Consider the following 13,851-nt stretch of genomic DNA (forward strand, 5'->3'; position numbering starts at 1 on the left):
GTCGGCTTTTTTATGCCTGCTGCACGGGCTTTCTCATCCCGGTGACCTCCGGCATGATCTGCCGCATCAGTTCCAGAAATCGCCGCAAGCGCGCCGGATAATAGCGGGACCAGGGGTAAACCAGATGCACCGGTAACGCCGCCGGCTGCCACTCTGGCAGTAAATGCACCAGCCGCCCTTCCCGAATATCGTCCTGAACCGTCCAGCTGGATACGACCGCCACGCCAAGCCCGGTGAGTGCCGTATTGCGTGCGACATACAGGCTGTCGGTACTGAGGCGTGGGGTAATATTCACTCGCGCGGTAGCGGATGATGCCTCGTGAAAGAGCTCCACATGGCGCTGGTAGAAAGAGCTGATAGCAATCCAGGGCAGCTGCTGCAGATCCTCCGGCGTATTAACCGTCGGAAAACGGTCCAGCAGTACCGGAGAAGCCACCACCGAACGTGGCACTTCGGCCAGCAGCACGGAAACGGTCGCCGGATCGACTTCCATTCCCACCCGAATAGCACAGTCAAGGTTGTCGCCCAGGAAATCAGCCGACCGATCGTTGAGCATCCACTCAATCGAAAGTTGCGGGTAACGCTGCAAAAACTCGGTTAGCGGTTTCAGGAGCTGATCCTGACCAAACGCGTGCGGTGCCCGCACCCGCAGCACGCCTACAGGTTCATCTTCCGTCTGTCCCACCTCATCTTCCAGCGCCAGCCAGCTGTCAATCACCCGACGGGCGTGCTGATAGCAGCGCTCGCCGTCATCCGTAAGCCGCGTCGTGTGGGTCGTTCGCAACATCAGGCGCACGCCCAGCATTGTCTCAAGCGACTGCAGCCGCCTGCTCACCGTGGCCTGGGTTGTGTCCAGCTGCCGTGCCGCCGCAGAGAGTGACCCGGTCTCCACAATGCGGACAAACGTCCGCATTAGCTCCACCCTGTCTATACGCTCAGTTCTTTTCATCTTATTTTCATTTATACGTTCAACGTATAAGCGTTTTACCACCGCACCCGCTACCGTCGCAAGGCGTACTGATAAAAAATAGCCTCACACGATGAATGAGGAACGTCTTATGAACACAACAACTGCCGCCCATGCCGTAAGCCGCTGGGTCATCTTAATGCTGGCGCTCGGCGCAGGCTTCAGCGTGGCTTCCATCTATTATGCCCAGCCGCTGCTACCCCTGATGGGCGCAGACCTTCACCTGAGTATCGAAGGAATGGGCCTGGTCCCGACGCTCACCCAGGCGGGATACGCCTTAGGGATCCTGTTCCTGCTGCCGCTCGGCGATCGCCACGACCGCAGAACGTTAATCCTGATAAAGAGTGCGGCGCTGGCGTTGTTTCTCCTGGGCTGTAGCCTGACCGGACAGATCCACTCCCTGCTGCTGGCAAGTCTGCTCATCGGCATGGCCGCCACCATGGCGCAGGATATTGTCCCGGCAGCGGCGATTCTTGCGCCGGAAGGTAAACAGGGAAAAACCGTCGGTACGGTGATGACCGGTCTGCTGCTGGGCATTTTGCTCTCCAGAACCGTCAGCGGCGTGGTGGGCGAAGCGTTTGGCTGGCGCGTGATGTACCAGCTGGCTGCGGCAAGTATTGCGTTTATCGGGGTGGTGATGTGGGCCGTGCTCCCTCGTTTCGCTATTCACTCCACGCTGAGCTATCCCGCACTGATGCGCTCGATGGAACATCTGTGGCGTCGTTATCCCGCTCTGCGCCGTGCGGCGCTGGCCCAGGGTTTTCTGTCGATTGCCTTTAGCGCCTTCTGGTCAACGCTTGCAGTCATGCTGCTGGAACGCTATCACCTCGGCAGTGCCGTCGCCGGTGGTTTTGGTATTGCTGGTGCTGCCGGTGCATTAGCCGCACCGCTGGCGGGCGGTCTGGCGGATAAACTGGGTGCCGGGAAAGTGACGCAGCTTGGCGCAATCCTTGTGACCGTCTCGTTTGCCCTGATGTTCCTGATGCCCGCACTGGGGGTTCACGGACAGCTGATTCTGATTGCCGTCTCTGCCATCGGGTTCGATCTGGGTCTGCAGTCCAGCCTGGTCGCGCACCAGAACCTGGTCTACAGCCTTGAGCCGCGGGCTCGTGGCCGCCTGAACGCCCTGCTCTTTACCGTGATCTTTATCGGCATGGCGTTGGGTTCCGCGTTAGGCAGCAATATTTACACGCTGGCTGGCTGGACGGGTGTGGTCGCGCTGGCAACGGTCTGCGGTATCATTGCGCTGGCAATCCGCCTGATTGAAAGCGCGCGCGTCGCCTCAGCACCAGCAGAAATGGCATAAAAAAATGCCCAATCCAGGCGGATTGGGCAGTAAAACATGCCCAGTTTCAAGACATGTTCCAAGAGGTCAAGATGTTATTTGTTCAGCTGGAACAGAGACATGCCCTGCATATCGCTAAACGCTTTATAAGAGGCCTGCAGGGCCGCCTGCTGCATGGTGTAAGAGGAAATCGCTTCATTCCAGTCCACGTCCACCAGGTCACTCATCTGCTTAGTCTGGCCCAGCGCGCGGTCGTCACCCAGGGTATCGAGTTTTTCCAGTTCGTTCATCTTGGTGCCTACATCCGCAACGACCGTCAGGACGTTGTTCTGCGCGTTTTTAATACCGATCTGTGCGTTGGAAATTGTCTGGCTTTGTGCGGCAGCCGCGGCCGGATCGTTCTCAATCGGCGTCTTCAGCGAATCAATGGCGGAATCAAGGATTTTAAACATGTTTGTTTCGCCATAGCCTCCGCCCGGCAGCTCTTGCGCATTGCTGGTAATGCTTTCGAAAATCTGCTGGCCGGTATGGCTGATTGCCATATTTCGCGCCGTATCAACCTGCTGGGTGATCGCCTCAGTGCCGCCATTGTAGGTGCCGGTTGCGGCATCAAACGGTGCGCTCTCGGTTTTGTAACCCGCAAAGATAAAGCGACCATTGCCATCCGTCGTGTTAGCCAGGTTCATGAGCTGGTCGCGGATCCCCTGGATATCGGTCGCCAGAGAGAGACGGTCGTCATCGCTTAAGGTGCCGTTTGACGCGTAGACCAGCTTCTCACGCACGCTTGATAACGCGGTGTTCACCTGGGTCAGCACGTTGTCTTCCAGCGACACTTTTTGCGTGGCAAAGGTGCGCGCTAACGCGAACTGGCTGTTTTGTGACTGAGATTGCGACAGAACAATAGACTGCGAAGCCGCGATAGGATCGTCCGACGGACGATTAACGCGTTTGCCGGTGGACATCTGCTCACCGTAGCTCAGCCATCTGCTCTGGGAATCGGTGATCCCGCGCATGTTCTGTTCGTACATCATCTGGGTGCTAATACGCATTTTTCACCTCAACCTTAACGAATGTTGATAATTGCATCGAAGAGCGTACTGGCAGTCTGAAGCACCTGCGCGTTGGCGAGGTAATACTGCTGATAACGCTGCAGGTTGCCATACTCTTCGTCAAGGTTTACCCCAGAGATGGTCTGCTGCTGCTTGATTAACTGCGTTTCCACGTTGGCTTTCGTCTGGCTGCTTACCTTCAGTGAAGCGGTGGTGCTACCCACGGTGCTGACCAGCGAGGCATAGGCATCGTTGAAGGTTTTGTTTCCGCCAACCACTTTGCTGTTTTGCAGATCGAGCATTTTCTGCCCGTTGCGGTTGTCGCTCTCACCGCCGTTCTGCACCGCGGCCATGGCCAGTTTGGACTCGTCGCTGATGGACAGTTCCATGTTCATGATGACGTCGGACACAGGCTTCACGGTAAAGCTGTCTTTAGCGTTTGCCGAACCGCTGACGTTCACGTTGAGACCATCAAACGACAGATTGCCGCTGGCATCCGGGCTCATTGTAAAACTGGTCTTGTCCGAGGTACGGGTGATGGTCCAGTCGGTACCGTTAAACTGCAGCTTATAGTCCGTTGCCTGAACTTTGGTGCTGTCCGCAACGGTGGCATTGACAACCGCCGAGCCGCTATTTTTGCTGTTAGAAAGCACAGCCGGAGAACCAAAGCCGAACAGCTTGCCGCCCGCATCGCCGTTGGCATCAAAGCCGGCCTCATGCTGTTTGTTCATCGCGTCAGCAAATGCCAGCGCCATCTGGTTCAGGGTGTTACGGGCCTTATCCAGATCTTCAGCGCGGAACGTCAGCAAGCCGCCTAACGAGCCGGTGGTAACCATCTTTTCCGGGATCTCGACATTGCCCGCAACCTCATCGACGTAGGCGATAGTGGTACGGGAAGGATCGGCGCTGGACTTCACGGCCGCCAGCTGGTTAGCTTTGCTGCCCTGCACCAGGCTATAGCCGTTGCCGAAAGAGATGTTAAACGTGCCGCTATCCTGAACAGAGACTTCCACGCCCACGATTTTGTTCAGCTCATTGACAAGCTGATCGCGCTGGTCGAGCAGATCGTTAGGCGATGCGCCCGCGCCGACGCCGGTGAGGCGGGAAATCTGATCGTTCAGATTGGCAATCTGTTTGGCGTAGTTGTTGATCTGCGAAACGCTGGTCGCAATTGCGGTATTGACTTGCGTATCCTGATCGCGGAGATACTGATCGTTAGTTTTGAACTGATTGACCAGGCCGCCCGCTTTTCCCAGCACCGTCTGACGCGCAGCCGGGTCTTCCGCGTTGCTCACCAGCGTTTGCAGGCTTTTAAAGAAATCCTGCAGGGTGGTGGAAAGCGAGTTGGTAGTATCGGAGAGCACATCGTCAATTTTTGACATCTGCTGATAGCGTGTGGTCAGGCCGCTGCTCTGCGTCTGCGCGGCGCGCAGCTGGTTGGTGATAAAAGCGTCATATTCACGCTGGACACCGGAGACATACACCCCGTTACCCACCCAGCCACCGCCGGTCAGCGTGCTGTTAGATGCACCCAGCACCGTCGTCTGGCGGGTGTAACCTGCCACGTTGTAGCTTGAAATATTATTACTGACGGTATTGAGTGCCGACTGCGCGGCACTGAGGCCACTCATGGCGCTGTTAATCAAACTGGACATGGGGGTTCCTTTTATACGTTCAGACACGAGTCCTGATGAAGGTTATCGGCAACCTCCACCGGGACTTGAGAACTTTCAGAACAGATTTTCAATATCTGCGCTATAGGCTTTGCTGACCTTCTCGCCCATGGATTTCAGCTGCTGGATCATGCTGGTAAGCTTGCGCGCGTAGTTCGGGTCGGTCGCGTAGCCCGCGTTTTGCAGGGCCTGAGCGCCCTGCTCCGCCGTCGCCGCCTGCGTAACGGCGGTGTAACGCGGATTTCGACTCAGCAGCCCGACATAATCGGACAGTGCTTCCAGATAAGAGCTGTAAACTCGGAATTTCGCTTTCACCTTCACCGCCGCACCGTTCTCGTATTCGGTGGTGGTGATCTCCGTGGTCGGCCCTTTCCAGCTGGAGGTGGCCTTCACGCCGAAGATGTTAAAGCTCGGGTCGCCGTTTTCCTTGCGGATCTGGCGCTGGCCCCAGCCCGACTCCAGCGCGGCCTGGGCGAGAATCAGATGGTGAGGCACGCCGCTCTGTTCACTGGCCAGTCGCGCAGGCAGAGATAGCTGCGCCAGGAAGTCTTTGCTGTCACCGGAGAGCGCCTCGTCGCCGCTGCCCGTTGCCTTCGGTATCGCTTTACGCACCATCTGCGTCAGCGCCTGGTTCTGATAACTGGTCACCGTTTCCAGATCGAACTTCATCGGCACCTGCTGCGGCTGCTCTTCTGGCTGAACACCCTGTGCGGCGGCGGTCTGTTTGACAATCATGTCAGCCAGACCGAGGCCTTTACCGGCGGTCATCTGCTGCGCAATCTGCTGGTCATACATGCTGGTGTAAAGACGCGTTGAATCGCTGCTGAACATCCCGTCTTTCGGCAGGGTTTCGCGCATGCTTTTCAGCATCATCTGGACAAACATCCCCTCTACCTGGCGGGCGACCGGACGGATATTCGCCGCCGGGTCTTTACCTGCTTTGGTTTTCAGTTCGTTGAGCGACTGGGCGTCCCAGGCGGCACTGGTCAACAGTTTGCTATCGGTCAGCATCAGATGATTTCCAGTTTGGCGCGCAGGCAGCCCGCGCTTTGCATGGATTGCAGAATGGACATCAGATCCATCGGCGTCGCGCCCAGCGCGTTCAGGGCACGCACCACGCTGTTCAGGTTGGCGCTGGAGCGCACGCTCTGCAGAGAGCCGCCGCTCTGGCGTAAATCAATCTGCGTTTGCGGCGTCACCACCGTCTGGCCGCCACCAAATGGTGTATCCGGCTGGCTGACGTTGGCAGAACGGTTAACCGTCACCGACAGGTTACCCTGCGCCACGGCGCAGCTATCCAGCGACACTTCCCGGTTCATCACCACGGAGCCCGTACGGGAGTTGATGATCACTTTGGCATCCTGCACCGGCACGTTCACTTCCAGATTCTGGATATCCGCCAGCATGCGCACCTGGTTGCTGCTGCCGGTAGAGGTGCGGATCTGCACGGTACGCGCATCCAGCGCCGTGGCATTGCCATAGCTGCGGTTGATGGTGTCGGCAATCTGCTGCGCCATCGTGAAGTCTTCATTATTCAGCTGCAGGTTGATGGTGTTGCCTGCGCCAAACTGGGTCGGCAGCTCACGCTCGATGATCGCGCCGTTGGTAATACGTCCGCCGTTCAACTGGTTCACCTGCACGCTGCTTCCGCCTGCCGATGCACCCGCACCGCCAACCAGAATGTTACCCTGCGCCAGAGCATAGACCTGGCTGTCGACACCTTTCAGCGGGGTCATCAACAGCGTACCGCCGCGCAGGCTTTTGGCGTTACCCATTGAGGAGACCACCACGTCAATGGTCTGCCCCTGGCGCGCAAACGCCGGGTAAGAGGCAGTGACCATTACCGCGGCCACGTTTTTCAGCTGCATGTTGGTTCCCGCCGGCACGGTAATACCGAGCTGGGAAAGCATGTTGTTCAAGCTTTGGGTGGTAAAAGGCGTCTGGGTCGTCTGGTCACCGGTACCGTCCAGCCCCACCACCAGGCCATAGCCAATCAGCGAGTTCTGGCGGACGCCCTGAACGCTGGTGAGATCGCGGATGCGGTCAGCCTGGGCAAACGTTGCTACAAGAACCAGCGCCACGGCGAAGATCGATTTAAACATGGGTCACCTCGCTTACATCGGCGATAAATTAAGGAAGAAGCGCTGCAGCCAACCCATATTCTGCGCTTCATTAATGTAGCCGTTACCGACGTACTCAATGCGCGCATCCGCCACCTGGGTGGACGGAACGGTGTTGGTGCCGCTGATGGTGCGTGGATTCACCACGCCCGAGAAGCGAATGAATTCAGTGCCCTGGTTAATGGCGATCTGTTTTTCACCCACGACGTGTAAATTGCCGTTAACCAGCACCTGGTCAACCGTAACCGTCAGCGTACCGCTGAAGGTATTGCTGGCGTTTGCGCCACCTTTACCGTTAAAGGTGTTGCCGCCGGAAGCCTCAACATCCGCACGGGCATTGCCGAACAGGCCCTGCAGATAGCGTGGAACGGTGTCGAAGCCAAAATTGGTTTTGCCATCGCGGCTGGCGTTCGCCGACGAGCTCTTGCTCGCGCTGACGTTTTCCTGCAGCACAATGGTCAATGTATCGCCAACATTGCGCGGGCGGCGATCTTCAAACAGCGGCTGATAGCCGTAGTTAATCGGCTGCGCGGTCTGGAAAATGGAGCCGTTTACCACTGGCGCAGGGCCAGGAACGGGTTGGGCAGTCGTCGCACCCTGGACCAATGGTTTAGACGGGATCAAAGCGCACCCGCTGAGGGTGACAGCCAGAACAGTCAGTATCGGATAACGAAACGCCGCGTTTTTTTGCATTGCCTTCATCTTCGAAAACAGGGAGCCGGTGCGGGGTTTACCGCACCGGGCTACGCCTTAGAGTTGCGTCAGTTTCTGCAGCATCTGATCGGTCGTCGAGACTGCTTTACTGTTAATTTCATACGCGCGCTGGACCTGGATCATATTTACCAGCTCTTCCGCCACGTTCACGTTGGAGGTTTCTACATACCCCTGATACAGCAGACCGGCACCGTTCAGGCCCGGCGTACTTTCATTTGGCGTACCGGAGGATTGCGTTTCGGTGTAGAGGTTCTCACCAATGCTTTCCAGGCCGGTATCGTTCATGAAGGTGGTCAGGTTGAGCTGTCCGACCTGGATCGGCGCGGCCTGCCCCTGCTGGGTCACGCTCACGATGCCGTCACGGCCGATGGTAATGCTCAGGGCGTTCGCCGGAATGGTGATCGCAGGTTGAACCTGGAAACCGCCCGCCGTCACCAGTTGACCGTTCTGATCGACCTGGAAGGAACCATCACGGGTATAGGCAGAGGTTCCGTCAGGCAGCTGCACCTGGAAGAAACCCTGACCTTTGATTGCCACGTCTTTGCTGTTGTTGGTCTGAGACAGGTTGCCCTGGCTGTGCAGACGCTCGGTCGCCACCGGGCGAACGCCGGTACCGATCTGCAGACCTGACGGCAGCGTCGTCTGTTCAGAAGACTGCGCGCCCGGCTGGCGGATGGTTTGATAAAGCAAATCTTCGAAAACGGCGCGCTGACGCTTGAAACCATTGGTGCTGACGTTTGCCAGGTTGTTGGCAATCACATCCATGTTGGTTTGCTGCGCGTCCAGGCCAGTTTTCGCGATCCATAAGGAGCTGATCATAAAGAGTCCTGTTAACTCATAGACAGAAGTTGGTTAGCCTTGCCCGCGTTTTCATCCACGCTGCTGATAATTTTCATCTGCATTTCAAAACGACGGGCGCTGGCGATCATGTCGGTCATCGCTTCGACCGGCTTGACGTTGCTGCCTTCCAGAACGCCGGACATCACGCGGATGCTCGGATCGGCCTGTAACGTGGCGCCACGAGTAGCCTGGGCCGCCTGGGTCAGACGGAACATGCCGTCGTCGCCGCGCTGCACCTCTTTGCCTTCCGCTTTGACCAGCTTCAGACGACCAACAGGGGCAACGGTATTGGCCGGGTCGCCCGGGTTCAGCGCCGAGATGGTGCCGTCCGCGGCGATGGTCAGCTCAGAGCCTTCCGGCACGGTCAGCGGGCCCGCTTCACCCATCACCGGATGCCCCTGAATCGTCAGCTGGCCGGTCGCGCTGACCTGGATATTCCCGTTACGGGTATAGCCTTCACCGCCGTCCGCCGTTTGCACCGCCAGCCAGCCGTCCTGCTGCAGGGCAACGTCCAGCGGGCGTGAGGTGTAATCCATCTGCCCTGGCGTCATGTCTGCGCCCGGGGTCGATGCCGCCACCAGCGTACGGGTCGGCAAGGAGAGCCCTTCCACCGGTACCGCGCGCAGCGCATTCAGCTGCGCGCGAAAGCCCGGCGTCGAGGCGTTTGCCAGGTTGCTGGCAGTAACGGCCTGCTGGCTGAGCGTCTGACTTGCCGCGCCCATCGCGGTATATATTGCGTGATCCATTGCGCTTTCCTGTTAGCCGCTTAACGCAGGTTAACCAGCGTGTTGAGGATCTGATCCTGGGTCTTGATGGTCTGCGCGTTCGATTGATAGTTACGCTGCGCGACAATCATGTTCACCAGTTCTTTACTCAGGTCCACGTTAGAGGCTTCCAGCGCGCCGTTGGTCAGCGTGCCGAAGTTACCGGTTCCCGCCGTACCCAGCAGCGCCACGCCGGAGGACTGGGTAGCCGACCAGACGTTATCGCCTTCAGATTTCAGGCCTTCGTTGTTGGCAAAGTTCGCCAGCACGATCTGGCCCAGCACCTGAGTCTGCTCGTTGGAGTAGTTCCCGACGACGGTGCCGTCATCGTTGATCTGATAGCTCACCAGGTCGCCCGGCTTGAAGCCGTTCTGGTTGGTCGCCACGATATTGTTCGCACCGGTGTTCTGCTGCATGGAGTTAGCAAAACTCATGGCGAAGGTCGCCGGGTCCGCACCTGGGATAGTCGCGGTAGTGATGTTGATGTTTCCACCACCAATCAACGTACCGTTATTATCGAAGGTTAACGTCGTGGCCACTGCCGCCGTGCTGCCTGCTACGCTGCCGTCCTGGGCGTACACTTTCCAGGAGTTAGCCGGGGTCGCATCTTTGACGTAAAACAGGTTCATGTTGTGCGCATTACCCTGGCTATCAAAGACGGTTACCGTACCTTTTTTGTTGTAGGTATCCGGGTTAGCCGGATCGAAGGCGGCGGTCGGAGCGGCATCGGTGGAGTTGAGGTTAATCTGCTGGGAAGCCGTGGTGGTGGATTTCGCGGCCATCAGCGTGGTCGGGATATTAATCGCCTGTGGATTCGCACCGGTCTGAACCGTTGATGGCGTTCCGGCAACCGGATAACCCGTTAATTGCATCCCCTGCATGTTCACCAGGTTACGGTTTTCGTCCAGCTTAAACTGGCCGTTACGGCTGTAGAACACCGAGCCGTTTGCATCGACCATACGGAAGAAACCGTTCTGGCTGATGGCAACGTCCAGGCCACGACCGGTGTTGGTGGTGGTACCGTCGGTAAAGTCCTGAGTGATGCCCGCAACTTTTACGCCCAGACCCACTTTGGAACCAGCAAACATGTCTGCAAAGGAAGCAGAACCGGATTTAAAACCATAGGTCGCGGAGTTGGCGATGTTGTTGCCAATGACGTCCAGGTTGGTGGCCGCAGCATTCAGGCCGCTGACCGCTTGAGAAAAGGCCATGACTTACTCCTGATAAGTGTTAAGGCTTAGATAATCTGCCGAACTTCGTCGAGTGTGGTGGTACCGGAGGTACCCAAATCCAGTTTGTTGCCGTCGCCCCCTTTAATCACGCCCTGAACCAGCGCGAACTGCAGCGGCTGCGCCACCAGCTGGGTTGTCCCGTTGCTGGCGCTAATCGCGACTTTGTAGGAGCCATTTGGTGCTTTCGTGCCGTCGGTCAGGCTGCCGTCCCAGGTAAAGGTGTGAACGCCCGCCTTCAGCTCGCCAATATCGATGGTGCGAACCACGGCGCCGGTTGAGTCGGTGATCGTCGCGGTCACTTTGTCAGCCGCCTGCTGCAATTCCACGCCGAACGGCGTAGTGGTGGTGGTCGATGTACCCTCGGTGGTGCTGGTACCCGCAAGAATAGTGGTACCCGGGATCATCACGCCGTGACCGATCAGGCTTGCAGCCTGCAGGGACTGGGCGCTGTTAATCTGACCGGAGACGGAACCCAGGGTGGTGTTCAGTTTCTCAATGCCGCTCACGGTGCTGATCTGCGCAAGCTGCGTGGTCAGTTCGTTGTTCTGCATTGGGTTAGTCGGATCCTGGTTCTTAAGCTGCGCTACCAGCAGCGTCAGGAAGCTGCTCTGCAAATCGGAGGCATTGCTTCCCGTCAGGGAGCTGGAGCTTGTCGAACTTTTGGTGTTGTTAACACCCGTGTTCGTAGGATCATTCACATTTACGGCGATGGACATGCATGTCTCCTTTACTGGCCGAGAGTCAGTGTTTTGAGCATCATGCTCTTCACGGTATTAAGCACTTCGACGTTCGCCTGGTAGCTACGGGACGCCGACATGGAGTTCACCATCTCGCCCACCACGTCCACGTTAGGCATCTTCACGTATCCGTTAGCGTCCGCAAGCGGGTTACCGGGCTCGTACACCAGCTTGTCCGGCGCCTGGCTCTCTACCACGTCAGACACCTTCACGCCGCCCGTTGCCGCACCTGGCGCAGCGTCGACCTGAAACACAACCTGTTTAGCACGATAAGGCTGACCGTCAGGTCCGGTCACGCTGTCGGCGTTCGCCAGGTTACTGGCTGCCACGTTCAGCCGTTTTGACTGAGCGGTTAACGCCGAGCCGGCGATATCAAAAATATTCAGCAAGGCCATTTATCAGTTGCCCCCCTGGAGGACGTTCATCATGCCTTTGATTTGTCCGCCGAGTACGGTCAGGCCCGTCTGGTATTTCAGGCTGTTATCGGCAAACTGCGTACGCTCCCGGTCCATATCCACGGTGTTACCGTCGAGTGAAGGCTGGTCGGGGATGCGATAAAGTAAATCGGTCGCTGGCGCGGTCATCGCCTGAGCAGGAATATGGCGAGAGGATGTCATGGCGAGTGCAACACCCGTTCCTTCGGCACGTCCACGCTCCATCACCTTTTTGAGTTCACTGGAAAAATCAATATCGCGCGCCTGATACCCGGGCGTATCGGCGTTAGCGATGTTGGCGGCTAAAATCTCCTGCCGCTGGGCGCGTAAATTGAGCGCTTCCTGCTGAAAACGTAACGCGGCGTCGAGTTTATCGAGCATGTCTCCTCCGCTGATGGCAAAATTTCAGTTCACAGCTTAAATCTCACCCGGTCTCCCCTATCGACGGAATAAGCGCAAAATGCGTCGCTATTTATTCCGTTGATGCAAAACCACTGCAGGTAGAATTCACCCAACTCTGGAAACGGTGGAACTTGCGATGCAAACGTTAAAACGTGGCCTGATGGCAACCGTCTTGCTGTTTAGCCCTCTGGTGCAGGCCGGGGATTTACAGAATGCGCTGACGTATTTTTTTGCCCAGAAGCTGGCAGGCTTTAGCGACGAAGTTAACGTGACCATCCGTACGCCGCCGAATCTGTATCCGACCTGCGAGCAACCATCATTCAGCGTGACGGGGACCACGAAGCTATGGGGCAATGTGAACGTGCTGGCACGCTGCGCCAACGAAAAACGCTATTTACAGGTTGCAGTTCAGGCGACGGGCAATTATGTTGTCGCCGCCGTCCCCATTGCGCGTGGCAGCACGCTCCAGGCAAACAGCGTGACGCTTAAGCGCGGGCGCCTGGACCAGCTTCCGCCACGGACAATGCTGGAAATGAACCAGGCACAGGACGCCGTCAGCCTGCGCGACGTCGCCCCGGGCCAGCCGATTCAGCTCTCAATGCTGCGCCAGGCGTGGCGTGTTAAAGCAGGACAGCAGGTGATGGTGGTCGCCAACGGAGATGGCTTTAGCATCAACAGTGAAGGGAAAGCGTTAAACAATGCTGCGGTGGCGCAAAACGCCCGTGTCAGAATGTCCTCGGGCCAGGTGGTTAGCGGAACCGTCGATTCTGATGGGAATATTCTGATTAACCTATAATCTTTTTAAAGATTCCGCGGCGCGTGCCGATAAATATTCAACTAATGATGATGTCAGGCGCAAACGCCGCGAACCCTCGATGAGGACAACACTATGAGCATTGATCGTACATCAGCCCTGAAGCCGGTAAGCGCTGTACAGCCTCGCGAAACGAACGACGCTACCCCTCAGAAAACGCGTCTGGAAAAACCGTCAACGTCTAACAGCACCAGCGTGACCCTGAGCGATGCCCAGGCAAAACTGATGCAGCCAGGCAGCAACGATATCAATATGGAACGTGTTGAAGCGCTGAAAACGGCTATTCGCAACGGTGAGCTGAAAATGGACACCAGCAAAATCGCTGACGCCCTGATTCAGGAAGCACAGAGTTTCTTACAGAGTAATTAACCGTATGAGTCGACTGTCAGAAATACTGGATCAAATGACGGTTGTCCTGAACGACCTGAAAACGGTAATGGACGCTGAACAGCAGCATCTCTCTTCCGGCCACATCAACGGCAGCGCGCTGCAGCGTATTACTGAAGATAAGAGTTCGCTGCTGGCGACGCTGGATTATCTGGAGCAGCAGCGCCGCGCCGAGCAGGATCCGAAGCGCAGCGCCAATGACGATATTGTTGAGCGCTGGCAGACCATTACCGAAAAAACCCAGCATCTGCGCGATCTCAACCAGCATAACGGCTGGCTGCTTGAAGGGCAGATTGAGCGCAATCAGCAGGCGCTTGAGGTGCTGAAGCCGCATAAAGAAACCGGACTGTACGGCGCGGATGGTCAGACGGCGACTGCGCGTATTGCGGGTGTAAAAAAGATTTCGATTTGACGCATCAGCGACAAATCATGC

At 57.2% G+C, this 13,851-nt stretch carries 16 protein-coding genes; 4 read left to right on the forward strand and 12 right to left on the reverse strand.

Annotated elements, in window-relative coordinates; genetic code table 11:
- Positions 1 to 10 precede the first annotated feature (10 nt).
- Positions 11 to 913, reverse strand: a complete 903-nt coding sequence (locus AB8818_RS05755; RefSeq protein ID WP_371199851.1) for a LysR family transcriptional regulator — start codon at positions 911 to 913, stop codon at positions 11 to 13.
- A 145-nt stretch (positions 914 to 1,058) separates the two neighbouring features.
- On the opposite strand from AB8818_RS05755, the gene AB8818_RS05760 reads away from it, so the two are divergent.
- On the forward strand, positions 1,059 to 2,273 hold the full coding sequence (locus tag AB8818_RS05760; protein WP_192981696.1) for an MFS transporter: 1,215 nt from the start codon (positions 1,059 to 1,061) through the stop codon (positions 2,271 to 2,273).
- A 74-nt stretch (positions 2,274 to 2,347) separates the two neighbouring features.
- Here the strand turns inward: AB8818_RS05760 and flgL are convergent, their stop codons facing one another.
- The 11 genes from flgL to flgB form a co-directional block, all read right to left on the reverse strand.
- The gene (gene flgL, locus AB8818_RS05765; protein WP_192981698.1) at positions 2,348 to 3,301 is read right to left on the reverse strand and encodes a flagellar hook-associated protein FlgL; all 954 of its coding nucleotides are present in this window, start codon (positions 3,299 to 3,301) and stop codon (positions 2,348 to 2,350) included.
- A 14-nt stretch (positions 3,302 to 3,315) separates the two neighbouring features.
- Positions 3,316 to 4,956 (reverse strand): flagellar hook-associated protein FlgK, encoded by a 1,641-nt coding sequence (flgK, locus tag AB8818_RS05770; RefSeq protein WP_116340680.1) that lies wholly within the window; start codon positions 4,954 to 4,956, stop codon positions 3,316 to 3,318.
- Between the two features lie 75 nt (positions 4,957 to 5,031).
- On the reverse strand, positions 5,032 to 5,985 hold the full coding sequence (flgJ, locus tag AB8818_RS05775; protein WP_045406628.1) for a flagellar assembly peptidoglycan hydrolase FlgJ: 954 nt from the start codon (positions 5,983 to 5,985) through the stop codon (positions 5,032 to 5,034).
- A complete protein-coding gene (locus AB8818_RS05780) occupies positions 5,985 to 7,076 on the reverse strand; it encodes a flagellar basal body P-ring protein FlgI (protein ID WP_045406630.1) in 1,092 nt (363 codons plus the stop codon). Before AB8818_RS05780 ends, flgJ begins: the two co-directional genes overlap by 1 nt.
- A gap of 12 nt (positions 7,077 to 7,088) precedes the next feature.
- Positions 7,089 to 7,787: a flagellar basal body L-ring protein FlgH gene (gene flgH / locus AB8818_RS05785; protein ID WP_023311139.1), complete on the reverse strand. Its 699-nt coding sequence runs from the start codon at positions 7,785 to 7,787 to the stop codon at positions 7,089 to 7,091.
- A 57-nt stretch (positions 7,788 to 7,844) separates the two neighbouring features.
- Positions 7,845 to 8,627: a flagellar basal-body rod protein FlgG gene (gene flgG, locus AB8818_RS05790; protein ID WP_192981700.1), complete on the reverse strand. Its 783-nt coding sequence runs from the start codon at positions 8,625 to 8,627 to the stop codon at positions 7,845 to 7,847.
- Between the two features lie 11 nt (positions 8,628 to 8,638).
- On the reverse strand, positions 8,639 to 9,394 hold the full coding sequence (locus AB8818_RS05795; RefSeq protein ID WP_116340682.1) for a flagellar basal body rod protein FlgF: 756 nt from the start codon (positions 9,392 to 9,394) through the stop codon (positions 8,639 to 8,641).
- A gap of 20 nt (positions 9,395 to 9,414) precedes the next feature.
- A complete protein-coding gene (gene flgE / locus AB8818_RS05800) occupies positions 9,415 to 10,623 on the reverse strand; it encodes a flagellar hook protein FlgE (protein ID WP_061098580.1) in 1,209 nt (402 codons plus the stop codon).
- Between the two features lie 26 nt (positions 10,624 to 10,649).
- Positions 10,650 to 11,360, reverse strand: coding sequence for a flagellar hook assembly protein FlgD (gene flgD / locus AB8818_RS05805; RefSeq protein ID WP_045406631.1), 711 nt, complete (start codon positions 11,358 to 11,360; stop codon positions 10,650 to 10,652).
- A gap of 11 nt (positions 11,361 to 11,371) precedes the next feature.
- Complete coding sequence (gene flgC / locus AB8818_RS05810) at positions 11,372 to 11,776, reverse strand: flagellar basal body rod protein FlgC (RefSeq protein ID WP_013097138.1); 405 nt, start codon at positions 11,774 to 11,776, stop codon at positions 11,372 to 11,374.
- 3 nt (positions 11,777 to 11,779) lie between these two features.
- Complete coding sequence (gene flgB, locus AB8818_RS05815; protein ID WP_008500815.1) at positions 11,780 to 12,196, reverse strand: flagellar basal body rod protein FlgB; 417 nt, start codon at positions 12,194 to 12,196, stop codon at positions 11,780 to 11,782.
- A gap of 157 nt (positions 12,197 to 12,353) precedes the next feature.
- On the opposite strand from flgB, the gene flgA reads away from it, so the two are divergent.
- The 3 genes from flgA to flgN all read left to right on the forward strand — a co-directional run bounded on the left by flgA (position 12,354) and on the right by flgN (position 13,830).
- Complete coding sequence (gene flgA, locus AB8818_RS05820) at positions 12,354 to 13,013, forward strand: flagellar basal body P-ring formation chaperone FlgA (protein ID WP_192981702.1); 660 nt, start codon at positions 12,354 to 12,356, stop codon at positions 13,011 to 13,013.
- Between the two features lie 93 nt (positions 13,014 to 13,106).
- Complete coding sequence (gene flgM / locus AB8818_RS05825) at positions 13,107 to 13,400, forward strand: flagellar biosynthesis anti-sigma factor FlgM (protein ID WP_014883360.1); 294 nt, start codon at positions 13,107 to 13,109, stop codon at positions 13,398 to 13,400.
- A gap of 4 nt (positions 13,401 to 13,404) precedes the next feature.
- On the forward strand, positions 13,405 to 13,830 hold the full coding sequence (gene flgN / locus AB8818_RS05830) for a flagella biosynthesis chaperone FlgN (protein WP_025755834.1): 426 nt from the start codon (positions 13,405 to 13,407) through the stop codon (positions 13,828 to 13,830).
- Positions 13,831 to 13,851 lie beyond the last annotated feature (21 nt).

Origin of the sequence: Enterobacter sp. KB-280D8, from assembly GCF_041399405.1 — a bacterium.
In the GTDB taxonomy this organism is placed as follows: Bacteria; Pseudomonadota; Gammaproteobacteria; order Enterobacterales; family Enterobacteriaceae; genus Enterobacter; species Enterobacter cloacae_N.